Origin of the sequence: Siphonobacter sp. BAB-5405 (genome assembly GCF_002872335.1) — a bacterium.
Lineage (GTDB): Bacteria > Bacteroidota > Bacteroidia > Cytophagales > Spirosomataceae > Siphonobacter.
The window spans coordinates 36,186-61,254 of record NZ_NJAG01000027.1 but is presented as its reverse complement, the minus strand read 5'-3'; the positions used below and the strand labels follow the sequence as shown (position 1 = coordinate 61,254).

General features: G+C 42.9%; 23 protein-coding genes and 2 tRNA genes. 7 read left to right on the top strand and 18 right to left on the bottom strand.

From position 1 onward, the window contains the following. Positions 1 to 549 precede the first annotated feature (549 nt). The 4 genes from BWI97_RS18465 to BWI97_RS18450 form a co-directional block, all read right to left on the bottom strand. Positions 550 to 1,344 carry a Rossmann-like and DUF2520 domain-containing protein gene (locus tag BWI97_RS18465; protein WP_094808304.1) on the bottom strand — a complete coding sequence of 265 codons (795 nt, stop codon included), beginning with the start codon at positions 1,342 to 1,344 and terminating at the stop codon, positions 550 to 552. A gap of 38 nt (positions 1,345 to 1,382) precedes the next feature. Then, a complete protein-coding gene (gene trpD, locus BWI97_RS18460) occupies positions 1,383 to 2,369 on the bottom strand; it encodes an anthranilate phosphoribosyltransferase (RefSeq protein WP_102202284.1) in 987 nt (328 codons plus the stop codon). A gap of 47 nt (positions 2,370 to 2,416) precedes the next feature. Further along, positions 2,417 to 2,986: an aminodeoxychorismate/anthranilate synthase component II gene (locus tag BWI97_RS18455; protein WP_094808302.1), complete on the bottom strand. Its 570-nt coding sequence runs from the start codon at positions 2,984 to 2,986 to the stop codon at positions 2,417 to 2,419. A gap of 96 nt (positions 2,987 to 3,082) precedes the next feature. After that, entirely contained in the window at positions 3,083 to 4,498 is a 1,416-nt protein-coding gene (locus BWI97_RS18450) for an anthranilate synthase component I family protein (protein WP_233207903.1), read from the bottom strand. 346 nt (positions 4,499 to 4,844) lie between these two features. Between BWI97_RS18450 and BWI97_RS18445 the strand changes: the two genes are divergently transcribed. Next, on the top strand, positions 4,845 to 5,231 hold the full coding sequence (locus BWI97_RS18445; RefSeq protein WP_102202283.1) for a hypothetical protein: 387 nt from the start codon (positions 4,845 to 4,847) through the stop codon (positions 5,229 to 5,231). Positions 5,232 to 5,307: 76 nt separating this feature from the next. Here the strand turns inward: BWI97_RS18445 and BWI97_RS18440 are convergent, their stop codons facing one another. Both BWI97_RS18440 and BWI97_RS18435 read right to left on the bottom strand, forming a co-directional pair. Continuing rightward, positions 5,308 to 6,777 (bottom strand): Gfo/Idh/MocA family protein, encoded by a 1,470-nt coding sequence (locus BWI97_RS18440; protein ID WP_094808300.1) that lies wholly within the window; start codon positions 6,775 to 6,777, stop codon positions 5,308 to 5,310. 45 nt (positions 6,778 to 6,822) lie between these two features. After that, positions 6,823 to 7,764, bottom strand: a complete 942-nt coding sequence (locus BWI97_RS18435; RefSeq protein WP_094808299.1) for a sugar phosphate isomerase/epimerase — start codon at positions 7,762 to 7,764, stop codon at positions 6,823 to 6,825. 357 nt (positions 7,765 to 8,121) lie between these two features. Here BWI97_RS18435 and BWI97_RS18430 point away from each other — a divergent pair, with 357 nt between their 5' ends. Then, a complete protein-coding gene (locus BWI97_RS18430; RefSeq protein WP_102202282.1) occupies positions 8,122 to 9,393 on the top strand; it encodes a 4-hydroxy-3-methylbut-2-enyl diphosphate reductase in 1,272 nt (423 codons plus the stop codon). Positions 9,394 to 9,475: 82 nt separating this feature from the next. Here the strand turns inward: BWI97_RS18430 and BWI97_RS18425 are convergent, their stop codons facing one another. Then, positions 9,476 to 10,291 (bottom strand): 3'-5' exonuclease, encoded by an 816-nt coding sequence (locus BWI97_RS18425; RefSeq protein ID WP_094808297.1) that lies wholly within the window; start codon positions 10,289 to 10,291, stop codon positions 9,476 to 9,478. 202 nt (positions 10,292 to 10,493) lie between these two features. Between BWI97_RS18425 and guaB the strand changes: the two genes are divergently transcribed. Beyond that, entirely contained in the window at positions 10,494 to 11,963 is a 1,470-nt protein-coding gene (gene guaB, locus BWI97_RS18420; protein WP_094808296.1) for an IMP dehydrogenase, read from the top strand. A 184-nt stretch (positions 11,964 to 12,147) separates the two neighbouring features. On the opposite strand, the gene der is transcribed toward guaB, so the two are convergent. Together der and era are read right to left on the bottom strand one after the other, a co-directional pair. Further along, the gene (gene der, locus BWI97_RS18415; protein ID WP_102202281.1) at positions 12,148 to 13,455 is read right to left on the bottom strand and encodes a ribosome biogenesis GTPase Der; all 1,308 of its coding nucleotides are present in this window, start codon (positions 13,453 to 13,455) and stop codon (positions 12,148 to 12,150) included. Positions 13,456 to 13,633: 178 nt separating this feature from the next. Beyond that, positions 13,634 to 14,533: a GTPase Era gene (era, locus tag BWI97_RS18410; protein WP_102202280.1), complete on the bottom strand. Its 900-nt coding sequence runs from the start codon at positions 14,531 to 14,533 to the stop codon at positions 13,634 to 13,636. A gap of 151 nt (positions 14,534 to 14,684) precedes the next feature. Here era and BWI97_RS18405 point away from each other — a divergent pair. Both BWI97_RS18405 and BWI97_RS27710 read left to right on the top strand, forming a co-directional pair. Next, positions 14,685 to 14,757 (top strand) — tRNA-Met (locus tag BWI97_RS18405). Between the two features lie 37 nt (positions 14,758 to 14,794). Next, positions 14,795 to 14,866 (top strand) — tRNA-Arg (locus tag BWI97_RS27710). A 438-nt stretch (positions 14,867 to 15,304) separates the two neighbouring features. Here the strand turns inward: BWI97_RS27710 and BWI97_RS18400 are convergent. The 6 genes from BWI97_RS18400 to BWI97_RS18375 all read right to left on the bottom strand — a co-directional run bounded on the left by BWI97_RS18400 (position 15,305) and on the right by BWI97_RS18375 (position 19,140). Next, complete coding sequence (locus BWI97_RS18400; protein ID WP_102202279.1) at positions 15,305 to 16,507, bottom strand: VapE domain-containing protein; 1,203 nt, start codon at positions 16,505 to 16,507, stop codon at positions 15,305 to 15,307. Between the two features lie 27 nt (positions 16,508 to 16,534). Further along, complete coding sequence (locus tag BWI97_RS18395; RefSeq protein WP_102202278.1) at positions 16,535 to 16,909, bottom strand: hypothetical protein; 375 nt, start codon at positions 16,907 to 16,909, stop codon at positions 16,535 to 16,537. Positions 16,910 to 17,047: 138 nt separating this feature from the next. Next, a complete protein-coding gene (locus BWI97_RS18390) occupies positions 17,048 to 17,893 on the bottom strand; it encodes a hypothetical protein (RefSeq protein WP_102202277.1) in 846 nt (281 codons plus the stop codon). Then, the gene (locus tag BWI97_RS18385) at positions 17,881 to 18,354 is read right to left on the bottom strand and encodes a hypothetical protein (RefSeq protein ID WP_102202276.1); all 474 of its coding nucleotides are present in this window, start codon (positions 18,352 to 18,354) and stop codon (positions 17,881 to 17,883) included. Before BWI97_RS18385 ends, BWI97_RS18390 begins: the two co-directional genes overlap by 13 nt. Then, complete coding sequence (locus BWI97_RS18380; protein ID WP_102202275.1) at positions 18,351 to 18,746, bottom strand: hypothetical protein; 396 nt, start codon at positions 18,744 to 18,746, stop codon at positions 18,351 to 18,353. Before BWI97_RS18380 ends, BWI97_RS18385 begins: the two co-directional genes overlap by 4 nt. A 163-nt stretch (positions 18,747 to 18,909) precedes the next feature. Next, complete coding sequence (locus tag BWI97_RS18375; RefSeq protein ID WP_102202274.1) at positions 18,910 to 19,140, bottom strand: hypothetical protein; 231 nt, start codon at positions 19,138 to 19,140, stop codon at positions 18,910 to 18,912. Positions 19,141 to 19,266: 126 nt separating this feature from the next. On the opposite strand from BWI97_RS18375, the gene BWI97_RS18370 reads away from it, so the two are divergent. Both BWI97_RS18370 and BWI97_RS18365 read left to right on the top strand, forming a co-directional pair. Continuing rightward, a complete protein-coding gene (locus BWI97_RS18370) occupies positions 19,267 to 20,028 on the top strand; it encodes a helix-turn-helix domain-containing protein (RefSeq protein WP_102202273.1) in 762 nt (253 codons plus the stop codon). A 235-nt stretch (positions 20,029 to 20,263) separates the two neighbouring features. Beyond that, positions 20,264 to 21,052: an HNH endonuclease gene (locus BWI97_RS18365; protein WP_158242788.1), complete on the top strand. Its 789-nt coding sequence runs from the start codon at positions 20,264 to 20,266 to the stop codon at positions 21,050 to 21,052. 470 nt (positions 21,053 to 21,522) lie between these two features. On the opposite strand, the gene BWI97_RS18360 is transcribed toward BWI97_RS18365, so the two are convergent. The 3 genes from BWI97_RS18360 to BWI97_RS18350 are packed head-to-tail and all read right to left on the bottom strand — an operon-like array spanning position 21,523 to position 25,034. Then, complete coding sequence (locus BWI97_RS18360; protein WP_102202271.1) at positions 21,523 to 23,130, bottom strand: SIR2 family protein; 1,608 nt, start codon at positions 23,128 to 23,130, stop codon at positions 21,523 to 21,525. Positions 23,131 to 23,172: 42 nt separating this feature from the next. Next, positions 23,173 to 24,129 carry a hypothetical protein gene (locus tag BWI97_RS18355; protein WP_102202270.1) on the bottom strand — a complete coding sequence of 319 codons (957 nt, stop codon included), beginning with the start codon at positions 24,127 to 24,129 and terminating at the stop codon, positions 23,173 to 23,175. A gap of 5 nt (positions 24,130 to 24,134) precedes the next feature. Continuing rightward, positions 24,135 to 25,034: an NACHT domain-containing NTPase gene (locus BWI97_RS18350; RefSeq protein WP_102202269.1), complete on the bottom strand. Its 900-nt coding sequence runs from the start codon at positions 25,032 to 25,034 to the stop codon at positions 24,135 to 24,137. Between the last annotated feature and the right edge of the window lie 35 nt (positions 25,035 to 25,069).

Genomic DNA, 25,069 nt, shown 5'->3' with positions numbered 1-25,069 from the left:
GCAAAGATACAAGACTCAATTTCAATTGTCAAGAAAAAGTTGAAATTTATTTTTTCAAGCTTTCCGTTGAAAACCAAACCCCTCATCCAACTTCTCACTTCCTTTCTCTCTTCGCTTTTACTGCCGACCCTACTTTCAAAACCGGACTGCAAAGGTAAGTCATTTCTAAGCCGCTTGTCAAGAAAAAAGTGAAAATTTATTTTCAGCTTCTTCGCTTCTTTCCACCGCCTCATCCCTCGCTTAACTGCCTTTGCCTCAAGTGTTTACACCGTCTTTCCAGTGCCTTTCCCGTCGTTTGGGAGTGCAAAGATAGGACAAGAAAAACACCCTTGTCAAGCCTACTTTGAAAATATTTACTGACCTTTTTGAAGACCTGCTGATTTACAGTGACTTAATGCTGTAAAATTCTCAAAACTTTTTTACAGCCCCTCAGTTACCTCCTTTTACCCCCTAAAACCATACTACTGCCCACTTCTTTGGCACTTGCTCCACTTCCTTCACCTTTATACGGTCACTCCTCAGCTTAATCTATTCTTTCTTTCGCAATACCTATAAATACCATCGCATAATGCTTTCCGAGATGGTTTGGTAGATACGGGCTAACTCGGGTTGATCTTCCAATAACTGTAGATGGCGAGCCATCGTAGTTTGATCACCTCTTCGGGCGGGACCGGTTTGAACTTCAGCTGGATGATCTGCGTCCAATGCTTTACGCAGAGTTTCCTTTAGAATAGGCTTCATTAATTCGAAGTCCAGATTATGCTCGGCTAGTAAGTCTTTGGTGAGAGCCCAGAGATGATTGGGAAAGTTATTCGCTAATACGGCCGCCAAATGTAACTGTAGTCGCTCTTCGGAATTGACCAGGTATACTTCATCACTAATGGTTCGGGCGATTTCGATCAACTGGTGTTCAATTTCCTCATCCGCTCCCTCAATACAGATGGGCACTTCCTTCCAGTTCAGCGGTATCTTCTTATTAATACTTTGCAGGGGATAGAAAACGCCCGTGCGTAAGGGAACATCGCTGTGTACCCGCAGCAAGTTTTGCAAAACGGTTAATGATTTTGCTCCGGCTGTATGTACCACCAACGCCTCCTCCGGCCATACGATCTGTGGGATGATCTTTTCCAGAGCGTCGTCACTCGTTGTGAGTAAGAAGAGTTCGGCTTCGCTTTCGGCAAAGTTTAGTTCGTTCGTTGCTACGGCTATGGATAGTCGGTCGCTCAGTGCCTCAGCGTTCGGCAACTTTCGACTATAGACGGTGATGATGTCGTGTCCGGCCCCCTCTAATTCTACCGCAAGATGATGAGCTACGTTTCCGGCTCCAATCAGTGCGATTTTCATAGGTGTATATATATAGGTTAGAAAAGCGTTGGTATTGCCTAAGCACTTAGTAGGGTTTTCAGTGACTGATACGCCCGTCCACTTTCCAGCGACTCCTTAGCCTGATCCAAGGCTTCCTCCAGTGAAATATCCTGAGCGGCGTACAAAGCAGTCGCTGCATTAGCCAGTACTACCTGAGTTTGGGCTGGCGTTCCGCGATTCTCTAGAATGCGAACCAGTAGGTCGGCGGATTCCTGCAAATTGTTTCCACCCGCCAGACTTTCCTGCGACCATTGGCTCAATCCCATTTCTTCGGGACTCACCTGACGGGTTTCATGGTTGTTCATCAACAGAAAATTTCCCGTAAGCGATACTTCATCATAGCCATCATAAGCATGCACAATCGCAAACCGTACACCAGCGGATCGCAGTACCCCCGCATACAATTCGGCTACATCGGGATTGTACACGCCCGATAGCTGTCGCTGTACAAAAGCCGGATTCATCAAAGGACCCAATAAATTAAAGAAAGTCTTGAATCCAAGCTCCCGACGGACATTCCCTACGTGCTTCATGGCCGGGTGAAACAAGGGAGCATGCAGGTAGCAAATACCCGCCGATTCGAGTTGCCGCCGCAAGTGATCGTAATCATTCGTAAACTGATAGCCCAATCGTTCAATCACTGTTGAAGAACCGACCGAAGACGAAACGCCGTGATTGCCGTGCTTGGCAACCGTCTGCCCTGCCCCGGCGACCACAAAAGCTGAAGTCGTGGAAATATTGAAGGTGTTTTTCCCATCGCCACCCGTACCGCATACGTCCATGGGTTCGAATTCCCGGAAATCGACGGCAACGCAAAGCTCCAGCATGGCCCGCCGGAATCCATTGAGTTCAGGAACGCTGAGTCCCTTAATCGCATAGGCCGTTAGAAAAGCAGCCGTTTGGGAAGGATTTACTTCACCCTGACCAATGGAGAGCAGAGCCTGATAGGCCTGTTCGGTAGTTAGGGCTTGTTGGTTTAACAAGTGGGAAAGAAGCTCTTTCATGCGTAAGTTTTGGCTTATATATATAGAAGGAAAACGGAGTGAATGATTTATTTCAACCAGTTACTCAACATTTCTTTTCCATATTCAGTCAGATACGCTTCGGGGTGAAACTGCACGCCACGAACATCGTATGTTGTATGAGCCTCGGCCAGTACAAAGCCATTTTCATCAACGGCAGTTACTTTCAATTCTTCGGGCATAGACTCGGGTACTACCGTCCAGGAATGGTACCGACATACTTCAATGGATTCGGGCAAACCCTGGAATAACTTCTCGGTAGTATCGGTAATGACGCACTTGGTCGTTACGCCGTGCAGAACATCGCCCATGTTATGCAATTTCGCTCCAAAGGCTTCGCCGATGGCCTGATGGCCCAGACAAACGCCAAAGATGGATTTGGTGGGTGCGTATTCCCGAATCAAATCCAGCATAATCCCCGCTTCCTCAGGAATACCCGGACCAGGCGACAACAGGATCTTATCGTACTGGGCTACTTCTTCGAGGGTAATCTTATCATTGCGAAAGACATCCACCTCGTGACCCATTTCCTTTAATAGATACACCAGGTTGTACACGAACGAATCGTAATTATCGAGTACTAATATTTTGTAAGGCATTTTTTGTTGTTCGTTGTTGGTTGATTGTTGCTAGTCATCAACAATCAGCTGGTTTTATAAGCATTTGGCCCGATTAGCGTTCCCTTCACGCTAAACTCATAGCTCTTCCGCCATTTCCATCGCTTTGCGTAAAGCGGCCAGTTTACTGTGAATTTCCTGTAATTCGCTCTCTACGTTCGACTTCGCTACGACGCCCATACCGGCCTGATAAAACAGCGTATTGTTTTTACTAAGGAAGGTACGAATGGCGATGGCGTGGTTGAAATCTCCATTGAAGTTCAAATGACCAATGGCTCCCCCGTAGATACTCCGGTTGGTCGTTTCGTAACGGTTAATGATCGTCATGGCGTTGTGCTTGGGAGCACCGGACAGCGTACCCGCCGGAAAAGTGTCTGCCACGAGTTGCAGGGGATTGGTACCCGCCGTCATCTTACCCACCACTTTCGAAACCAGGTGAATGACGTGACTATAGTATTGCACCTCCTTGAATGTTTCTACCTGTACGGAATCACTGCTCCGACTTAAATCGTTTCGGGCTAAATCCACCAGCATCACGTGTTCGGCGGATTCCTTCGGATCGGCCAGTAACTCACGGGCCAGTTCAGCGTCGCGTTCATCATCGCCTGTCCGACGGAAGGTACCCGCGATAGGGTGTATTTCGGCCAGTCCGTTTTTGATGAAAATCTGTTTTTCGGGCGAAGAGCCGAAAATATGGTACGTGCCGAAGTCGAAGTAAAATAGATACGGCGAAGGATTGATGGAACGCAGAGCCCGGTATACCTGAAAATCGTCGCCTTCAAACGTACGCGAAAAACGGCGGGACGGTACAATCTGAAACACATCGCCGCGTAAGCAATGGCCAATGCATTTGTTGACGACTTCCCGCATTTCCTCATCCGTCCGATTGGTTTCCTCTTCGCCTTCCAGCTTAAACTTCCCGGAAGACGTTTTAGGCGTCTGAATCAGAAACTCCAGTTGACTTAACCCTTCCGTATTCTTGTTTTGCGTATTGCCGTACTGATGTTCAAAGAGGTACACTTCGTTTTTAAAGTGGTTGAACACGATGACGTACCGATAGACATAGTAGACAATCTGCGGAATGGCTGACTCGGGGCTTTTGGGCTGAATTTCGATGTCTTCGAAGTATTCCACCGAATCATAGGTCATGTGGCCAAAGAGTCCGCCCGTAGGAAAGGGAAAGCCCGCGTTTTTTTCTTCGAAACAACCCGCAAAATTCCGCAGAGCAGCTACGGCGTCTTTCCGGCGTTCGAGGGTAAACTGCTCGGTAGTACCGTCAGGAAATTTTTGCGTTACAACGTCTTCGTCCAGGATAAAGCTGGCGACGGGATCGCAGCCAATAAAACTCATACTGTTCTGCATGGCGTGGTAATCGGCACTTTCCAGCAAAACGGTGTTCGGAAACTGACGCCGTAAGCGTTGATAGGCACTCACGGGCGTCAGCATATCGGCCAGCAAGCGGCGGTGATGGGTCGTAATTGAAAAGTTTTTCACAGTACGTTGATTCGTTATTCGCACGGGTGGGCAGACCGCCGCTTTACCAGCTAAACTACCTCCGTGTGAAGGTTACTAAGGGATTTAAACGCACAACGCCCGACTGTTCGGCTGAACAGCGCGTTGTGGCTTGTGCTTATTGATTCGCTTACATGACGCAAAAAGAGGCTGTTCAACGGAGAGATCCCAGTTGCCACCACCAAGCTTTTGCGAATGAAACGTTCATAGTCAGATGTATTAATTTCGACAAACTTAAAAACTATTTCAGAGTTTGGCTAAAGTATGGACATTTTTTTTGTAGTTCCGGCCAGCAAGCTGAATTTTGATTTTTACAACACCGATTTATATGCGTAGTCTCCTCTTTTTTTCCTGCTTTTTGCTATTGCTCACAGCCTGTAAACCTAAACCCGACCTACAGGGATTCCCGGTAGATAAGTGGAAAGCCGACAAAGGCGGCTGTCAGGGTGTACGGCAAACCTTAGTACCGGATTTCAAAAAAATCCGGCAAATCCTGAAAGGCACTACTTCCAATGATTTCGTGGAAATTTTCGGTAAACCCGATATTAATCAAATTGCGGACCGCAATGAGGAGTACTACGTGTACTTCCTCGAAACAGGCCCGCATTGTGAAGACATTACGAAACGATCAGAGGCGGCTTCCGTAGCGATCCGGTTTTCTTCCGTAGGTCTGGCCTCGGAGATTACGTTTCAGCAGGGTACGCCAGTGAAATAATTTGAAAGAGTGGATGATAGAAGGAGTGAAAACTAAATTCCTTCTATCATCCACTCTTTCTATCATTCAATATTCATTACGATCCCAGTGACCAGCCGGAGCGGTACTCGCGTTTGACAAACTGGTTGGCATCTTCGAAGTTGGTAATTCGCATGGATGGTCCATCCCAAAGTAATTTCTTACGACCGGGGTAAGCGAAACCTTTACCATCGGCGTTCGGCTTGCGAACGTTGTAACTACGAATAGCCAGGTTACCCATCAGTACCGTTTCCGTCAGCGGACCTGAGTAGTCAAACGAGGACGTTAACTTCTTGTGGGTTTCTGAGCCAAATCCTTCTTTACAGGCCCGTACCCAGGACGTCTGGTGACCACTTTCAGGCATTTTCTGGATTTCCGTTTCCGTCCACTTGTACTTGGCCAGATCCTGCTCGCTCATCTTCTTTTTATTGAAGTAGAGCTTCGGTGCGTGTCCGTAGGTTCCGCAGGTCATAATACCTTTTGACCCCATCAGGATTACACCATTCGCACTGTCGGCATCCCCCAGGGGCTCATCGGCAGGGATCAGATCCGGGTGGAAGGCCCGAATACCACCATCCGACCAGTACATGGTTACTGCTGACTTATTCTTCTTCGTTTCGGGGAATTTCAACTGTACGGAGCTTGAGGGAGGACAACCTTCGGGAATGTATTCCGGCGTCCAGTCCTTCGTGAATACAGCACCCGCCGAACATTCTACTTCCGTCGGGTAACCCAGACCCAGTACCCGGAAAGCCGGGTCAATCAAGTGGCAACCCATATCGCCCAGTGCTCCCGTACCGAAGTTCCACCAGCCCCGCCACTTGAAGGGGTGATACGCTGGCGTGTAATCTACGTACTGAGCCGGACCAATAAACTGATCCCAGGCCAAACCCTCGGGCATCTCGTGCTTGCCCGTAGGTACCGGAATACCTTGCGGCCATACCGGACGATTCGTCCAGATGTGTACTTCATTCACCGTACCGATCAAACCGGCGTTAAACCAGTTGACCATCTGCCAGCTACCCACGCTGGAAGCACCCTGATTACCCATCTGCGACACGATTTTGTACTTACGAGCCGCTTCGGTCATCATACGGGCTTCGTAAATATCGTGCGACAAGGGCTTCTGCACGTAGACGTGTTTCCCCGCCTGCATGGCAGCCATAGCAATTACGGCGTGGGTGTTATCGGGCGTTGAGATGGTGATGGCATCAATGTTCTTGCCTTCTTTGTCCAGCATTTCCCGGTAATTCTGGTAACGTTTGGCATTCGGGAAGCGTTTGACGGATTGAGCGGCTACATTCCAGTCTACATCGCAAAGAGCTACTACGTTTTCAGCCCCATTGTTGTAAGCATTCCAGATATCACTGGCTCCTTTACCACCTGCTCCAATGGAAGCCAGATTCAGTTTATCCGAAGGAGCGATAAATCCTTTTCCCAGCACGTGCCGGGGAACAATGTAAAATGCGGCTGCCGACAGGGCTCCCTTTTTGAGAAACTCGCGGCGAGAGGGAGATTTTTTTTCCATAGTATGTGTACTGCGTAAGGTCCAGGACCCAAAACTGTTTAAAAGTTAAGCTAATGTAGACCACTTTTCGAGCAGAACTTTCGACTTGCGAATGCCCTCTTCTTCCGAAAGTTTATCGCCTTCGTACTCAATGCCGACAATACCCCGGAAGCCCGATTTTTTTACGATGTTCATGATTCGACTGTAATCCGTCTCCACGCAATCTCCTTTTTCGTCAAAATTGTAGACTTTCGCGGATACGCCTTTGGCAAAGGGCATGAGTTCTTCCGTACCCTTGTAGCGGTCGTACTCTTCTTCGCACTCGAAGTAATTACCCGCCTTGTGTTTCATACAGAAGTTACCGAAGTCCGGAAGGGTACCACAATTTTTCAGGTTTACACCCTTCATGACGTCGCTCAGCCACTGACCGTTGGAAGAGTACCCGCCGTGATTTTCGACAATGACGTTGATGCCCGTTTTAGCAGCAAACTCGCTGAGTTGGTGTAACCCTTCAATAGCGTTTTTCTTCACCTCTTCGGCCGTACCTTCACCCGCGGCGTTTACGCGAATGGTCTTACAGCCCAGAAACTTGGCGGCGTCCACCCACTTGTAGTGATTTTCGACGGCCTTTTTGCGTTTGGCAGCGTCTTTATCACCCAGGTTTCCTTCGCCATCGCACATGATCAGGTGGTTCTTTACCCCATTGTCTTTACAACGTTGCAGTAATTCCTTTAGATAAGCGGTGTCATTGGCTTTATCCATAAAAAACTGATTGACGTATTCGACGATGCTGATGCCAAACTCCTTTTTGGCCATGACCGGAAAATCAAGATTGGTCATTTTTTTAGAGCGTAAGGCCCGGTGCAGGGACCACTCCGCCAGGGAGATTTCAAAGAAGGGCTTTTTGGCCGCCGTTTCGGCCCACGCATCCATCGTTGAGGAAGCGGCAGTAGTAGCTACAGCTGCGAAGCCCAGGTTCCGTAAGAAGGAACGTCGGTTTTGATGCATATAGAAAAGGTTTAGAGCAAACGGCTTATTCGGGATGAAAAATAAAGAAGTTTTCCGGAATTGTAATGCGTTGGCGATAAAACGGAAAGAAATGCCGACCACTGGATTGCGTCTGAAAGCTTGCGTTGGCCCATTCTCCTCCGAATTTCTAAATTTCCGTTTCGCAAGCCCGCCGAACCAATCAAATTATACTTATTTTTGAAGGCTGAATCTAGGTATAAAATATTCATTTTCAGATTCTTGGATCATTTTGTATTTATCCGGGAAAAGGAATTTTTACAGTCTTTAGGAGGTTTTATCAAAACATAAAGCAAGTTCTGAAAACTGTTTATTCACAAACTTGTTCTTACTAGAGAAATGAGCAGTACCGCTAGTACGCTGCCGCCACGGGCAACGAAATTCAAGAAAATGAAGTCGTTTCAAATCCCCGATACATTTAAGAGTCCTATCATTGGTGCGATTAAGGAATTCCGTCGCAAACAGGATAAGATGAAGAAAGACTTCACACCGACGCTGATCGATTTCGGCCCGGTGCGGTTTCTTATTGCCCGTCACTTTGGATTCTGCTATGGCGTTGAAAATGCCGTAGAAACGGCGTACCAGATTATCGCGAACTATCCTTCCAAGCATATTTATCTCCTGAGCGAAATGATTCATAACCCGGAAGTGAACCGGGATTTACAGAGTCAAGGCGTTCAATTTATCATGGATACATCCGGTCGGCAGCTGATTCCCTGGGAATCGCTTACCGCTGACGATATTGTGATCATTCCGGCCTTTGGTACTACGCTGGAGATTCAGGCAAAACTTGCCGCGATTGGTATTCAGACCGAACAATACGATACGACCTGTCCTTTTGTGGAGAAAGTCTGGAAGCGGGCTTCCTCCATCGGTCAAAGCGATTATACGGTAGTCATTCACGGGAAACCAGCCCACGAAGAAACCCGGGCTACGTTTTCACACGCTCGTCAGAATGCTCCGACGGTTGTGGTAAAAGATATGAAGGAAGCGGAGCAACTGGCTTTGTACATTCGTCAGCAAAAACCAGCCGAGCTTTTTTACGAAGAATTTAAGGATCAGTACTCGGAAGGATTTGATGTTCGTCGCGACTTACAACGCATTGGTGTAGTGAATCAGACGACGATGCTGGCTTCCGATACGCAGGCCATTGCCGATTACCTGCGACAGGTAATGATGGAAATGTATCCCAGTGATGATACCACCGCTCACTTCGCCGATACACGAGATACCCTTTGTTACGCAACGAATGATAACCAGTCGGCTACCTATGGCTTACTGGCAGAGCAGGCTGATTTGTGCGTAGTCGCGGGGGGATACAATTCCTCGAATACCTCGCACCTGGTGGAATTGTGCGAGCAAAAGCTACCGACGTATTTTATTGAAAATGCAGCGAAGCTTCTAAATACGACGCTCATTCGTCATTACGATCTGCACGAAAAAACGGAGAAAGTTTCTGAAAATTATTTACCGATGCATTCGCCGGTTACGATTATGCTCACCTGCGGAGCTTCGTGTCCGGATAAGGTAGTAGAAGATATTCTGTTGCGGCTGCTTTCCTTTTTTCCGGAAGCCCGGACGATCGATGCAGCCATGGAAGCATTTGCATAGATTTTTTATCGTACTCTATTTTGATTATCCTTCTGAGTACAAAAAAAACGAGCCGGTTATTCGACTCGTTTTTTTGTGGGTACTATTTCATTAACGTACTGCTTTTCAGTTTTATATCGGTCAGTTTTCGTTTGGTATCCAGTGTAAAGTCACCCTGCATCATCCAGTCGTAGTAGCTGGGCTCCCGCTTAAATACTTCGAGTACGGGTTTGCCGGTATGCTTACCAAAGTTGAAAACGACGACGCCTTCATTGTTATACTTCATTCGCTGGGCGAAGTCGACGAATTGTCCGGATGTCAACTCGTGCAGAGCATCCATGTCGTTCTTGACCGGAATCCAGGTTTCGTCTTTATTCTTTTCCACTTCTACCCCTTCGTAGCGTTTGATCATGCAGTCGAGTACTTCCAGCGTAGCCAGTGTATCTGCCTCGGCAGAGTGAGCATGTTCAAGTTTCTTGCCACAGTAGAACTTATAAGCTGCTGACAGGTTACGCGGTTCCATCATGTGATAGATGCGTTGAGCGTCAATCAGGCGACGGTTTTTCGTATCAAAATCAATACCCACCCGCAAAAACTCTTCGACCAGCATGGGTACGTCAAACTTATTGGAGTTAAATCCCGCCAGGTCACACCCTTCCAGAAATTGAGCCAGTGATTTGGCCAGTTGCTTGAATTGAGGTTTATCCGCGACATCTTCATCGTAAATTCCGTGAATCAGGCTCGTCTCCAGCGGAATAGGCATGCCCGGATTGACCTTTTCGGTACGTACCTGTACTGATCCATCAGGCATGGCTTTGGCAATGGAAATTTCTACAATACGATCCCGTATCAGATTGATGCCGGTAGTTTCCAGATCAAAAAAAGCGAGCGGCTTACGGAGTTTCAGACTATGTTGCACGGTGTTCCTCAATTACTGACAAATACAAAAATACATTAATTTCCCGGGATATAGACTTTTGCCCCCTTTATGAACATCCCTGAGAATGAAAACGTCAGCTCCGGACGTCTGTTAATTTTGTATTAAATAATTTGCAGTTTTTCTAGTCACGAAAAAAAATAGTATCTTCGTCCGGCAAATAAGAATAGCACCGTTATTTGCCATGTTGGACTCCTCCAAGTTTCTTTTTGAAGCACTTACCTACGATGATGTGCTTCTGCTGCCCGCTTATTCGGAAGTTCTCCCCCGCGAAACTCGCACCGAATCATACCTCACGAAAAACATACGCCTGAACGTTCCCTTAGTTTCCGCTGCCATGGACACGGTTACTGAATCGGAAATGGCCATTGCGATGGCTCAGGAAGGTGGTCTTGGCATTATTCACAAGAACATGTCCATTGATCGTCAGGCGGAAGAAGTGCGGAAGGTGAAACGTTCTGAATCCGGAATGATCCTGGACCCGGTAACGCTTTCCGAAGGCGATACGCTGGCGGATGCTCACCGCCTGATGCGGGAAAATAAAATCGGCGGGATTCCCGTCGTTGATACCGAAGGTAAACTGATCGGTATTCTTACTAATCGCGATATTCGTTTCCAAACCAAATTAAGCCAGCCCGTTACCGAGATCATGACGAAGGATAAACTCGTCACGGCTCGTGAAGGTATTGATCTGCAGGCAGCGGAAGCCGTATTGCAGGAACACCGGATTGAAAAACTTCCCATTGTTGATGATTCGAATAAACTCGTAGGGCTGATTACCTACAAGGATATTCTCAAGAAGAAAAATCACCCCAATGCCTGCAAAGATTCCCGTGGACGTCTGCGGGTGGGTGCGGCCGTTGGCGTAACCCCCGATTTGCTGGATCGCGTAGCCGCTCTGGTCAAAGCAGGTGTAGACGTGATTAGTATTGATACGGCTCACGGTCACTCACTGGGTGTAATCAACGCGTTGAAATCAGTAAAAGCGTCGTTCCCCAATCTGGATGTGATTGTGGGTAACGTGGCTACTGGCGAAGGTGCCAAAGCCCTGGCCGATGCCGGAGCAGATGCCGTGAAGGTAGGCGTTGGCCCTGGATCGATCTGTACGACTCGCGTGATTGCGGGCGTAGGTATGCCTCAGCTTTCTGCCGTATATGAAGCAGCGAAAGCCGTAGCTGGTACGGGTGTCCCCATCATTGCCGATGGCGGTATTCGTTACTCTGGTGATATTGTAAAAGCCATTGCCGGTGGAGCCAGCTCAATCATGATGGGTTCCTTACTGGCAGGTACGGACGAAGCTCCGGGTGAAATCATCATTGCTGAAGGTCGTCGTTTCAAGAGTTATCGTGGTATGGGTTCCGTAGAAGCCATGGAAGAAGGTTCGAAAGACCGCTATTTCCAGGATGCGGAAGATGACATCAAGAAGCTGGTACCCGAAGGTATCGTAGGCCGTATTTCGTACAAAGGCCGCGTAGGTGATATTCTGTACCAAATGGTCGGTGGACTGAAAGCAGGTATGGGTTACTGCGGTTCCCGCGATATTGAAGCACTACAAGCAGCTAAATTCGTGAAGATTACGGCAGCTGGTGTTCGCGAAAGCCACCCGCACGATGTAGTGATCTCGAAAGAAGCTCCGAACTATAGCGTGAAATAGATTTGGTTGTGGGTTGGTCGTTAATCGTTGTTGGTTGATCGTCCGTTCCAATACCATTAGTTCCAAAGAAAAAGGTCGCCTGTTGAGCGACCTTTTTCTTTATTCTTCTAATTGAGTAAAAATCAATGGTGTGGTTTATAGGTAAATCTTCTAACAATAACCAACCATCAACTAACAACTACATTTATTTTTTCCGGAAGAACATCGTTAACGGTACGCCCTCGAAGCCGAAGTGAGCCCGGAATTTGTTTTCCAGGAAGCGTTCGTAACTCTCTTTGATATACTGGGGATAATTACAGAAGAGTACAAACGTCGGACTTGGCGTCGGTAACTGCGTCAGATACTTAATCTTCACGTACTTACCGTTGATTGCTGGTGGTGGATACGCTTCGATTTCGGGCAGAATTACATCGTTGAGTTGTGAGGTAGCAATCCGGCGACGACGTTCTTCATATACCTCCCTCACTTTCTCCACTACTTTGAAAATCCGTAGTTTATCTACTACCGAAGTAAAGACAATGGGAGCATAATCAATAGGAGCCAATCGCTGACGAAGTTCTTTTTCCCAGGCAGGAGCCGTTTTCGAATCCTTTTCGATCAAATCCCACTTATTGATCATCAGTACGATACCCTTCTTCGCCCGGTGTGCCATCCCGATGATGTTCATATCCTGAGCTTCCAGTCCCCGTTCCGCATCCAGAATAATGATGGCAACGTCGCACTCATCCAGAGCCCGCATGGAACGCAGCGTTGAGTAAAACTCAATGTTATCGTTGACGCGAGCTTTCCGCCGCATCCCTGCCGTATCCGTAATGATAAAGTCATTTCCGTACAGGGAATAGCGGGTGTGGATCGCATCACGCGTTGTACCGGCAATGTCGGTTACAATACTCCGTTCCCGGCCCAGAATGGCATTGAGAAACGATGATTTTCCTACGTTCGGACGACCCAAAATGGCAACCCGGGGAATACCTGCTTCCGGATCTTCTACGCCTTCATCTTCAAAGTGAGCAACGATGGCGTCCATTAGGTCACCCGTGTTGTTACCGTTTTCTGCCGAAATCGGATACGGATCGCCTAAGCCTAACGCATAAAACTCAGCCGCTGCGTGCATTTTATCCGTTGTATCGGCCTTGTTGGCGACTAGAACAACGGGTTTTTTAGAACGACGTAATACATTAGCGAAATCTTCATCCAGACCCGTCAATCCCGTAATACAATCTACCACGAATACTACCACGGTAGCTTCGTCCATGGCGATCTGTACCTGTTCGCGAATGGCTTCCTCGAAAATATCTTCCGAACCAACCACATAACCGCCCGTATCAATCACGGTGAAGTACTTCCCCGTCCAATCGCCATACCCATAATGGCGGTCGCGGGTTACCCCCGAGACGTTGTCCATGATGGCTTTCTTCTGCTCAATGATCCGGTTAAAAAGTGTGGATTTACCCACATTGGGACGCCCCACAATGGCTACAATATTTGACATGATGTGTTAGGAGCTTTCACCTCTCACAGGCTACGACTCCGTTAAGAGACCAGCCGTTTCTCGGCTGCGTCGGTTTACGGATGGAGCAATGGTTTCCACGAACGGCTCACGACAAACGGTTTCCCGCCTACCCTCGCTCACCCAACGAATCCGGTATAAAAGGAGTCGTTCGCAGCCATTACTCTTGAATGTACCCAAACTCGCGGAGCTTGTTGGCTTTACTTCGCCAGTCGGGCTCCACACGAATGTAGGTTTCCAGGTGAATTTGTTTTCCAAAAAAGGCTTCCATTTCCTGCCGGGATTCAATCCCCACTTTCTTGATGGAAGCTCCCTTATGCCCTAGCAGAATAGCCCGCTGGCTGCTTCGCTCTACGTAGATTTCAGCCAGAATGCGGATGATGTTTTCTTCTTCTTTAAAGGAAGTAATCACCACTTCGGTACTATAGGGAATCTCTTTTTTGTAATTCAGAAAAATCTTCTCGCGAACGATCTCAGCCGCAAAAAAGCGTTCGGGCCGGTCCGTCAGCGATTCCTTGTCAAAGAAGGGCGGATGCACCGGAATCGCCTTGATGATGAGGCTAAACAATTCCTCCAGGCCCGTCTTATGCAAAGCAGAGATGGGTAGAATGGTCTGCGTGGCGAAACGGTTCCGCCAATGGGCGATTTTTTCCTCGACCTGTTCCTGCGTTGCCAGATCTACTTTATTGATTAGCAGAATCACGGGCGTATCCTGAATACGCGTCAGTTTGTCGATGACATCGTCTTCGTCGTACTGCTCAAAAATATCCGTCACAAAAAGAATCACATCCGCGTCTTCCAGCGAGCCGCGTACGAAATTCATCATCGACTGGTGTAATTGATACTGAGGCTTGATGATCCCCGGCGTATCGGAGTACACCAGTTGAAAAGGCACCTCATCGTGTACACCATTCACAATCCCCATGATCCGGTGACGGGTCGTTTGGGCCTTCGAAGTAATGATCGAAAGCCGCTCTCCTACCAGAGCATTCATCAGGGTTGATTTACCCACGTTGGGTTTCCCGACAATGCTGACGTATCCCGTTTTATGATTATCCATGTAACAAAATCAAAACTATAAAAATATTTTTCAGCTTAGCTGACTGACAATCAGTTAAACTAAAAAAATAAATGGGTACTCCAATCTGTTTTTTTTACAAAGGTATTGATTTTAACGGAAAGTGCCGTATATTTGCAGTCCAATAACACACCGCGGGATGGAGCAGTTGGCAGCTCGTTGGGCTCATAACCCAAAGGTCACAGGTTCGAGTCCTGTTCCCGCTACAAAAAGCCGTTCGCATCTGGGCGGCTTTCTTTTTAGGGTCTCGTCGTACAACGGATAGTATGTAAGCCTCCGGAGCTTGAGATTTAGGTTCGATTCCTAACGAGACCACACCAAAATACTTAAAGCCCTGAATTTCAGGGCTTTTTTCTTGCCCCATAGTTAACCCATCAGTAACCAAAACCAGTAGTTCGTTTTGTGTTACTTGGCTAAACATCCGTATCGAGTTGTCATTCATCGCGGAAATGTTCTATTAGTTATGTTTTTCTGATTTTTAAAAGTGTGTTTTTTTTTGAAAAGTTTTGGAAAACATCTTACTACACTACTACAAGCCCTTAACCAATTCACTTACAGACATTTAAGTGTAGTAACTTCTTCTTTTTATCTTACTACAATTCAAGTTTCACCCTACTACAAAGTCACTCTTTTCTTAATTTGTAGTAAGATGTAGTAGGATGTAGTAACTTTCTGTTTCGTTATCTTACTACAACTATTATTCTCATAATCAGAGATATACAGTTATTTTGTAGTAAGTAGTAACTTGAATGTCTAATTATTTCTAAAAGTGTACTGCCTTACCCAATAGCCTTTTCTAGGAAAAATACTATTTGTACGATCTGTCGTTTGCGGAAACCTCAAAAACGCTAAAGCCCGGCCAAAGGTTACCGGGTTGAGTTTGTGCGAATGAGCGGAGAGATAGGATACTCTTTCCATCATTTCCGATGAAGTAAGGAACTCTGCCTCCGTATGGTCTTTCTCTTCCGGAACGAAGTATCGACTGATTAGCTCGGTTTCAGGGTTCGACCGCTGGAAGCCTCGATTGATCTTTTCCGACCGTTCTATTTCTTCCCGATTCATCTCATACGTAAAGCCACTATTAAGCAATCCGTACGCCTGCGACCAGACCTGATCCATATCGATGTCCTGCTGATAGCCCCCCGGCCCCCCGTTATTGTGGATAAAGCCCTGTACTTCGAAGATCAACCACCGTACGTTACCCGTGGTATCGGTCAGGAACTCACTTTCGTTCGTTGAAGCCACAAAAGAGGCTCGCCGGATGCCATCTGATTCCCGCTTGGCATACGGCAGCCGTACCCGGATGATATGATCCGTGAAAAAGGACTTGGCTTTGTTGATATCCGTTTTGGAAAGTGTCGCCAGTTCGTCCAGGTTGATTAGGAAGTTCCGGCATAGGGCAATGCGGCCATCCTTATTCTCAAAGTCTACGTTCTCTTTATAGTAGGCTTTGAGCGGGCCAGAAGCCAGAAACCGTAAAAACGACGTTTTACCGTCGTTCTGAGACCCTACCAATGTAAGGCACTGTTTATTAAAAGGACTAGCTCCGATACCACAGGCAACGGCTCTCACCAGCCATTTACGAAACATGGCCGTAAACCATTCCGGATCGGGCGTTTTGACGTATTCACAGAGCTTGGCGATGTAATCCGGATCTTCCTTCGTCCAGGCCGGTAGCGATTTGAAGTAATGAGCAATGGGATCGTAGCGTTCTACCTGACTGGAAAGCAACAGTGCCTCGAGTCTTTTCTCGAAGCCGTTGAAATTCTTATCGTACAGTTCGCACTTGAGGTCGTTATCATTCAAAGCACTGTACACCTCTTTACTGTCCTTAGGCCGGACTTCTAAATCATTGGAAATAACATTGAGACGGATTTCGTATCGATCAAACAGGTATTGCTTCAGCCGTTGATAGGAGTTTTGTTCCCCTTCCGGCTTATCAGTATTTCGTGCCATTAACGACAGGTTTGCAGGTATATAGGATTATGAACGAGGGGTACGAGGCGTGAAGGGTTTGCCCGAGGGTAAAGGTCTGGTTCGCTTACGTCCCTCTCTCCGGCCACCCTTCCAGGGGAAAACCAATTGTTTGTACAGGGTTGACAGAAACGCATCACCGCTACCGTCGATGGCCGCGTAAAGCTGGCTTTTTCGCTGGTCTGCGAGTTCAAATTTGGCTTGACCTGGTTGCCTTTCAATGGATGGGCGGGACAGTGGCGGTTCTGCTTCGAAACGGGCAATCAGACGGGTAAGATCATTAACAGGAAAAGATCGTTGGTAGCAGTCCAGATCGGGGGTGCTGCCGTACGATAAGGAAGGATCGACACTTGCAGAAGTGCTGATTACGTGTAATTTTGCCATTGAGCTTTAGATAATTAAGGTTCATTTGGTGGGCTATCAACTCCACTGAACTTCATTATATTGGGTTGGATATTCTTGAGGGGTTACATGGCCTTTTAAAAGAATGGGAAGCCTGACGTAACCACACGTCAGGCTTCTTTATGAATTCGCTTTTTTCTTCCGGGCTTCAGCTACCGCTTTGGCTACGGTCTCCGGTTTCAGACGAGCATAGAGGCTCAGCGTCGTTTTACTGCTGGTATGGCCGAGACTGGCAGCTACCACGTCCGGAGCAATGCCGTATTCATTGAGCATCAGATCAGCGTGACTGTCCCGAGCCGTTTTAGTTGTCAAGGAGAACCCTAAATCGATACTCCGGGCTAAATACTTCAGCACCCGGTTTCGATGCTGATTTTCGTTGATGGGCAACAGTCGTCCGGTGCGGCGTACTTTAGGGTGCTGCTTATACCGTTCAATCGTTTCCAGACACTCATCATCCAGTATCGGGAATGCCTGTACCCCCGATTTCTGCCGCCGTACGTCCAGATAATACAGACCCTCTGGCGTTTTCTTTACCTTCTCAGGCGTGAGATTGGCCAGATCCACATGACTAAGTCCGGTGATAATCTGGAAAAGAAAGATGTCACGCTCCAGCCGTTCCGATTCATCAAGGCCTTTCAGGTGGCGTAACTTTTCCAGATCTGCTAAGGTGAGATACTCTTTAGGCTTGGGTTTGCTGGTATGGGTGAAGGTTTCCAGCGGATTACGTTCGATGTGTCCATCGAGTAGCGACAGTTGCAGTACGGCACGTAGCTCTTTGATGTGCCTTGCCATCACGTCCGGAGCAAACGCCCGAATCTTGCCGAAGTAGTGCTCCAGATCGTGTATGATGCTGGGTTTTATGTCGGTGACTTTCAAATTAGGCTGTTTCCACTCGACGAAATCAATCAAATTACCGAGCCGTTTACGTACGGCTCGGTCAGTACTAGGTCGGATTACTTTTGCCATGAATGCTTAGTTTTACCTTCGATAAACGGAGCGTAGCGAACCTGATAATGCCGTTCGATGGCTTCCAGAAGCGTTGGCGGCTGGGCTCGATCTCTCCCACTCACTTCGTTCCGGACCTGTTTCAGGTCAACGGGTAACCCGGCTACTTCAAGGCGGGTAACTATAGCAATGATCTGCCCTCTGATCTGCCGGAGCCGTTCGGTCTTAAGCCGATCCCCGTCTACTTCGAAGCGATCCGGAATGAGCTGCCCGGCTTCTACCTCAATACCCGTTGCGAGTTGTATCGTCTCCTGTTCCGGGTACTTTATCTTTAAATATATACTGCCTTTTTGTCCCCGATTGTAAGCCGAAATGCTTACGCCCATCCTTCGACGTTTATCCTCATTCGGTAGCGAAGACTGGGCTTCTTGCAGTTTGGTCTCAAACTTTCGGTCTGTAGTCCCTTTGGAAGGCTTTCTCATTCCTTGGATTCATTATTAATGTATTGATCTTCAATATTTTTATATAAGATATTCACCCGATCCGCAATGGGGATGCCCTGAATTTTCATCCAGTCCAGCCCGTGCAGAAACCGTAGCCAGTCATTTTCATTTACTCCGGATATGATGGTGAGCTGCTTCCGGATTTCTTCCATCTTTCGCTGAAGGATCATATTTTCCCGAAGCAAACCCGAAAGCTGAGCAGCCGTTTCGTAGGAGCAGGTATGAATGACGTGGCCCACTAATGCCGATGCCCGCACACAGCGTTGTAGGATGGCCTCCGGCATTAGATCGTTAAAATTTGTTACAGGGCTTTCGTAGCCATCAATAGACTTGAAATCGTCTTCTGGGTTGTTTACTTTTGTGGTGTCCATAATTGTTTAAGTTTTAAACAGTTAGTCCCCCGGCTGGTCTCGACTCCCACCGGGGGATTTTTTTTGATTAGCTATTAAAATGGGTCAGTTTGTTTCGACGCTCTCTCGTCCATAATCGTCTGATTATTGCTTATTTACGGTCTCAACTACCGTTTCAATCAAACTAGATCAAATCCTTTATTTCACATTCTAAAAAGGCACTAAGAGCCTTTAACTCGCTGGGCCGGGGCTGAACCCTACCCGTACGGAGCTTCCAGAAACGTAGCTGTGCAATACCTAGTTGGTTGTGAAAGCGATCATCCAGCTTGATCGTCAGACCTTTCTTGGTCTGGAACTGGTCAAAGGCCTTTTGGATGGGTGTTGTGCCAGTGAGAGTGGCTATTTGCTGATTCATATGCTATACTTCTTATTTTGACTACACAAATATCTAAAAAAGAACTTTTCAATTCCAAATTTGGAAGTGAAAAGTTCCAAAATAGTTGTTAAACGCTTACTAATTATGTGAGAACTTTGTATAAATATGAAAATGATGGAGCTTACAAATAGAATAAAACTGGCCAGGGGAGAAAAGCGACTAACTCAAGCTGACATGGCGGAGAAACTGGGAATCACTCCTAGTTTTTACCATAAGATGGAGTCTAGAGGGCATAAGCTTAGCATTGAGCAGGTAGAGAAGATAGCTGGTGCTCTGGGAATGAGTTACATTGAATTACTGACCTACGGAGAAACGCCAAAAGGTTCTACTGATCAGGGAGAAGTAGCAAAGCTGGTTGAAGAAAATCAGCGGCTTAACCAATGGTTGAATGAAAGAGGCGAACTGCTGGATACTTACAAGAACAAGTATATGCAAGCAATTGAAGCTATACAAGCAGCTATAGACTTGCATTATTTTGAAGTATTAATACGTCATCCTCTCAAAAACGAAGTAGATATATATATAAAAGACGAGAATGGTAATAAAATAAAAACTGCTGGAAAGACATATGAACCCTCTAGAGAAACAGAGTTAGAAATATATAGAGCAGTAGTAAACAATAATATTGTAAGAAGTTTACTTAAATCAAATTTAATTCAAAAAGAAGAGCATTATATAGAATATTATAATGCATTAGAAAAATTTGATCAGGAACAATATGATCAAACTGCCAAAGAAATAGGCTTTGAATCTGGAGAAGCCTTGAAAAAGCATTTGGAAGATATAAATAAAATTGCAATAGAAGAAGGATATGAAGATTGGTATGACAGAAAAATAAAGCTCGAGAGCAACTCTAAACAAGTTTAATATGAAAATTAGCGAAATTTTCAACCTTAGGAAAACTCAACCAGAACTTGTTATTTGAAACAGGAAATTAAATAATGCATTACATAGATTATCAAAAGATTTTCTCAAATAAGTTGGATGCAAGTAAATTTGAATTTCGTTTTTCTAAACCTCTATTTAATTTATATAGATAAACAGAAAATAATGAGCATGGGATTATTATATGCTTAATCACTATTCGAAAAACTACAAAGAAATGAGTAATATATGTATATTTTGTGATAATGAAAATGAAGCTAAATCTGTAGAGCATATTGTTCCAGAATCACTAGGTAATACTAAATATATCATGCCTAGAAATTCGGTATGCGACAATTGCAACAAGAGATTTTCAAAATTTGAAGAAAAGGTTTTAACAAAAACTGTTTTTGCCTTCGAAAGAGCTCGCTTTGCTATTAAGACGAAAAAAGGTAATGCATCTATAGGAAAATTAAATAAGTTAGAATTTTCAGGAGATAAAAATTTTAGAAAGAATATAGTAAGTATAAGGGGAATATCCTTAGATGACTTTAAAGAATTTGACCCTAATACTGGTTCAGGTCAACTAGTAATACCAGGGTTTGTTGGAAGTGAAAATGCCACTTCCAAATTCTTATTAAAAGTAGCACTCGAAAGTTTATACAAATCTCAAAAAAGCACTTTCAAAAGTCATAATTTTAATCAACTAAAAGAATTCCTAAATACTAAAAGTAATATTGACTGGCCTTTCATTACAACTTCTATTATTATGCCAGAATTTAAAAGCATTCCTCGGTTCGAGGATAAGCATCATTTAAACGAAATAAAATGTTCTATTTCATTTTGTAAATTAGATGATAAAAATCTATTGTTTAAATTCAAATATGGAGGTGTCACTGCTATAATAAATATGTTAGACCGTAATCTAGACTGGATAAAAAAATACAGAACACTCGATGAAACATTAACTGTTCTGCCTGAACATTATAGGAAAAAATTATCAGATTCAACAGAAAATAAAGAATAAAACTATATTTCTATTCTTTTTGGAAAGTAACTTTAGGATCTCCATATAGATGGATACAAGCCCAAGCTGCTGGGGTAGGATAAATATCTCTAACAACTTTATTATATTATAGACATAAGAATGTTCTTTCTTTAAATTGCTTAAATGATTCTTTATCTAAATCTTTCAATTTAATTTTTGACAATCCTTATAGAATAAATGGATAAGATTTCAAAATGATGATATTCTAACTTTCTTTTATAAAGTTTTAGCTAACAATTATGCAATGGACTTTATAGAATACATTCAAGGAGAAAAACCCAATATCCTTGACCTAAATGTTTGGGAATTAATGGCCTTTAAACCATATATAGCTAATCTAAGAATTTATAGAAACTTATGTTACTAATGTCAGAACAGGTCACAACTGATATAGTTTAATTAACTTATTATTCTATTTTAAATTATCAAAGTAATATTTCTTAATGGACTTAACTTATATTATCAACTATTTTCATAATATCATCTACAATCTTTTTAGCACGTTCACTAGATATTTCTTTGAGGCTATGAGCTAAAATATTTCTTTCACGAGATACTTGTAAAATTGTATGAAAATCTTCTTGACTTATAATATCTTTTTCTAAAGCTTTGTACAATATCTCTTTGCTTGATACACTACGACTATAATTTTCAGATTCCAATTTCTTCCTCAAAACGCTATCAATAAGTGTAAAAGCTGAGATTACTGCAGAACGAAATTCTTCCTTGTTAAGTAACCTTATAGGTTCATCATAAAATGAGCTTAAATATATTTCAGATTTATTTTTAAACCATGAGCTTATTTTATCTAGAAAATTGTCTTTTTCCTCATATATATCATCTGGCCGCTCTATATTAGCAAGATCTAAAATAAGTATAAAGTCCTTGTTATACGATGAAAATATTTCATCATTTTTATCTTTAATAATTAATAAGTTTTTTTTCTTTCTTAAAAGAGCTATCGACAATTCGTTTACAATGTTATTATCTTCAGAGGATAAATCAAAGACCAGAAACTCTGCCTTTTGAATGAGTGCTGTAACTTTAGCTATATTATTATTATCTACCGTGATAAATTCATCTAATGTAATGGGTACCAATCCATACTTTTCAACTATAGGAAATACATTTTTTTTATAAAAACTTAAATCGCTTTTAGGAAGTCCAAAATAGCATAATCTATTAAGATTATCATCTTGAATAATAACTTCAGATAGAGTATTTTCATGAGTAAACGTACCAGAGCTAATTAACTGCTTGTTCCAAAATGTATCTAGTTGCTCAAATATATTTTGAAATAAATCTGAATAAGTAATATTCTCTAAAACGTTTATAACTTTTATACCACGACGTTCAAATTTAGAAATTTCATGTTGTGGTGAATTAAGCTTGATCGTATAAGCAGGTCTTCGGTAATTACCTAATCTACTACTTACAATCTTGAAAATCTGTCTAAAATCAGGATCGTCTATACTATATCCGATAAATAAAGGAGTTTTTACTATTAATTGATTAGCTATAAAAGTAGCGAAAAGGGGATTATTCTCTAAAAATAAATCATAATCTTCTTCTGTAGCGACTACTTTATTAGGGTGATTAAAATCTCCATGAAACTTTAATATTGATACAACATCTTTATGGAAAGAGATAGATAATTGACTTTCATCTAATATAGGTCTGCAAAAAGGATAACTTTGTTCTAGTAAGTAATCAAAATTTGTAGTGCAAATAAGTTTAAACGGTAATTTTGAAAATGCTGCATGAGCCTTCCCAGGCTTTATTTGATCTACTAGTAATAATTCTGTAAGTTTTTCTATTAATTTAATCCTAGTGAACTCATGTGAGTATGCAGAAATAATATCTAGTGCATTTGAAGATGCAAAATCAGGTAAATATTCACTTATTTTTTTTCCTAATCCATCCCAAGTTAACATTTGTTCTCCCTCAGGAATTATTGCATTTAAGGAGAAGCCTGACCCAATAATTGGTAGGCAGTTGCCCTTAACAATATCTTCTAATAATGGTTTCGGAAAATATTTTGTAAGAAGGTCTTGCATAACAAAATAGTTACTAAGGAAAAAAATACTTTAATATTCTATTTATATTAAGTCAACTAAGCCTTTATCTAAATCTTGAGTTTCATCGATATATGATACACAAGATTTAATACTATTGTCTATATAGTCACTCAATTCTCGTATTGCCTCAATTATTTCTTGACACTGCATAATTTCATCCATGAAGTCTCTAGGAACTTCTCCATTAATATCTATATATTTAACAACTGATTTTCCTCTTTTATTTTTAGAGGTAAAGCTATTTAATTTTGACTTGCTACTACACTTATTGAAGTATCCGCTATATACTTTTCGAGTCAGTAATGAATGTATTTTCTGTGTGTAATCAATGTGAAAATATATGGATCTATATACTAATGTGGCATTCAAATTCAAAATCGTCGCATAAGTAACTTCATTATCACCTTCTACAAGATTTGGTAAATTTATTTCACAGACAAAAAACATTAAAAAACTTTTAACCAATTCATAATCACTATTTGTATTCAATAAACCCCTTAATTCTTTAAACAAAGGCAATTTATAATATTTATTATAATTTAATGTATCAATTTCTTCACACAATGATATAAAATTCTCTGTTTCATTGACACTTTTTGGAACAGAGAACTTTTGTATTACTTTAGTATAAACTCTTTCCTTTTCCAATACATTCAAATTTGAAACGAATAGTGCTGCAAAGTATTCTTGTAGCGACCTATGTGCAAATGACACTAAGCCATTATCATCTATCCAAAGAGCTATAGCTGATTTTAAATCTTCAACAAACAGCATATTTTCGAATTTAATAGAATTTATTCTCTTCTTTATTTCATTAAGTTTAGACATCAAATAATCACTTTCCCAATCAAATTGGTTTTCAAAATAAGATAGGAAACAAAAGGCTCTTAATACTTCTTCAAATTGTTCTTGTGTTAGACCACTCCTTTTTTGTCTAACAAAACCTAACTTTGTTTTACTATCATGTTCTGAGAACAACGAATTTATAACTCTCCTATAAAATATATATTTTTGCCGGGAATAGATGCATTATTCTGAAACGTTAATATGTATAAAGAAAGTAATAACGGATTAGTGAGAAAACTTTGAATATGAACACTTCTATTATTAGTTATAGAAGTAACTATTTTATCAGCTAATTCTTTTTCAGTGAACAATTGCTTATATATAAATCCTTCTATATCACCATTTTTTAAACCTAATTTACTCATATTGTAATTATAAAATAAGGGCATATGTTCTATTCCAGAATACGGTCTTGATGTTAATATGAAGTAATTATTACCATACTTATTTATAAAAGAACTTAACCCGGTTATAACTTTTTGCTTAAGTTCATTATTTAACTCATCATAACCGTCTAAAAAAAAGATAAATTTACCTTTCTCTAATAATCTTTCCAAAATAATTTGATTTTGGCTTAATTTATTCTCAAATATTCTTTCATAAATATATTCTTCTATTGAATTTTTATAATCATTAAGATACCTTAATTCTACCAATATAGGAATTCCAAAACTAGTATAGATAGAATTCAAGAAAAGGTGCTTCATTAAAGTTGTTTTTCCACTACCAGCATCTCCAATAATCGTTACATATTTACCACTTTTGAAAATTGATCTTATGTTATCAGTTTTAATATCTTGTTTATCATTATTTATTTTTAAATTATAATATATATCATATAAAAAAACAGGTGTATTTCCTCTCAGTAAAGTTTTAACATATGAATATTTATTTTTTTGCTTTTCTAAATAGTTACTAATTTCATTTTTAATTAGTTGTACAAATTCATCTTCTAAACCTTTGAATAATTCTTTAGATTGTTTAATGAATTCACTTATGAAAGTTGTAATAAGGGTGGCAATTATTTTTTCTTCCATTTTATTAAATGATAATGGGATTTAATAGTTAATAA

Excerpts from the sequence above, each read along its gene's own strand:
- BWI97_RS18465 (WP_094808304.1), bottom strand. The coding sequence starts at position 1,344 with ATGAAAATCGCACTGATTGGAGCCGGAAACGTAGCTCATCATCTTGCG.
- trpD (WP_102202284.1), bottom strand. The coding sequence starts at position 2,369 with ATGAAAGAGCTTCTTTCCCACTTGTTAAACCAACAAGCCCTAACTACC.
- BWI97_RS18455 (WP_094808302.1), bottom strand. The coding sequence starts at position 2,986 with ATGCCTTACAAAATATTAGTACTCGATAATTACGATTCGTTCGTGTAC.
- BWI97_RS18445 (WP_102202283.1), top strand. The coding sequence starts at position 4,845 with ATGCGTAGTCTCCTCTTTTTTTCCTGCTTTTTGCTATTGCTCACAGCC.
- BWI97_RS18440 (WP_094808300.1), bottom strand. The coding sequence starts at position 6,777 with ATGGAAAAAAAATCTCCCTCTCGCCGCGAGTTTCTCAAAAAGGGAGCC.
- BWI97_RS18435 (WP_094808299.1), bottom strand. The coding sequence starts at position 7,764 with ATGCATCAAAACCGACGTTCCTTCTTACGGAACCTGGGCTTCGCAGCT.
- BWI97_RS18430 (WP_102202282.1), top strand. The coding sequence starts at position 8,122 with ATGAGCAGTACCGCTAGTACGCTGCCGCCACGGGCAACGAAATTCAAG.
- guaB (WP_094808296.1), top strand. The coding sequence starts at position 10,494 with ATGTTGGACTCCTCCAAGTTTCTTTTTGAAGCACTTACCTACGATGAT.
- der (WP_102202281.1), bottom strand. The coding sequence starts at position 13,455 with ATGTCAAATATTGTAGCCATTGTGGGGCGTCCCAATGTGGGTAAATCC.
- era (WP_102202280.1), bottom strand. The coding sequence starts at position 14,533 with ATGGATAATCATAAAACGGGATACGTCAGCATTGTCGGGAAACCCAAC.
- BWI97_RS18400 (WP_102202279.1), bottom strand. The coding sequence starts at position 16,507 with ATGGCACGAAATACTGATAAGCCGGAAGGGGAACAAAACTCCTATCAA.
- BWI97_RS18395 (WP_102202278.1), bottom strand. The coding sequence starts at position 16,909 with ATGGCAAAATTACACGTAATCAGCACTTCTGCAAGTGTCGATCCTTCC.
- BWI97_RS18390 (WP_102202277.1), bottom strand. The coding sequence starts at position 17,893 with ATGGCAAAAGTAATCCGACCTAGTACTGACCGAGCCGTACGTAAACGG.
- BWI97_RS18385 (WP_102202276.1), bottom strand. The coding sequence starts at position 18,354 with ATGAGAAAGCCTTCCAAAGGGACTACAGACCGAAAGTTTGAGACCAAA.
- BWI97_RS18380 (WP_102202275.1), bottom strand. The coding sequence starts at position 18,746 with ATGGACACCACAAAAGTAAACAACCCAGAAGACGATTTCAAGTCTATT.
- BWI97_RS18375 (WP_102202274.1), bottom strand. The coding sequence starts at position 19,140 with ATGAATCAGCAAATAGCCACTCTCACTGGCACAACACCCATCCAAAAG.
- BWI97_RS18370 (WP_102202273.1), top strand. The coding sequence starts at position 19,267 with ATGAAAATGATGGAGCTTACAAATAGAATAAAACTGGCCAGGGGAGAA.
- BWI97_RS18365 (WP_158242788.1), top strand. The coding sequence starts at position 20,264 with ATGAGTAATATATGTATATTTTGTGATAATGAAAATGAAGCTAAATCT.
- BWI97_RS18360 (WP_102202271.1), bottom strand. The coding sequence starts at position 23,130 with ATGCAAGACCTTCTTACAAAATATTTTCCGAAACCATTATTAGAAGAT.
- BWI97_RS18350 (WP_102202269.1), bottom strand. The coding sequence starts at position 25,034 with ATGGAAGAAAAAATAATTGCCACCCTTATTACAACTTTCATAAGTGAA.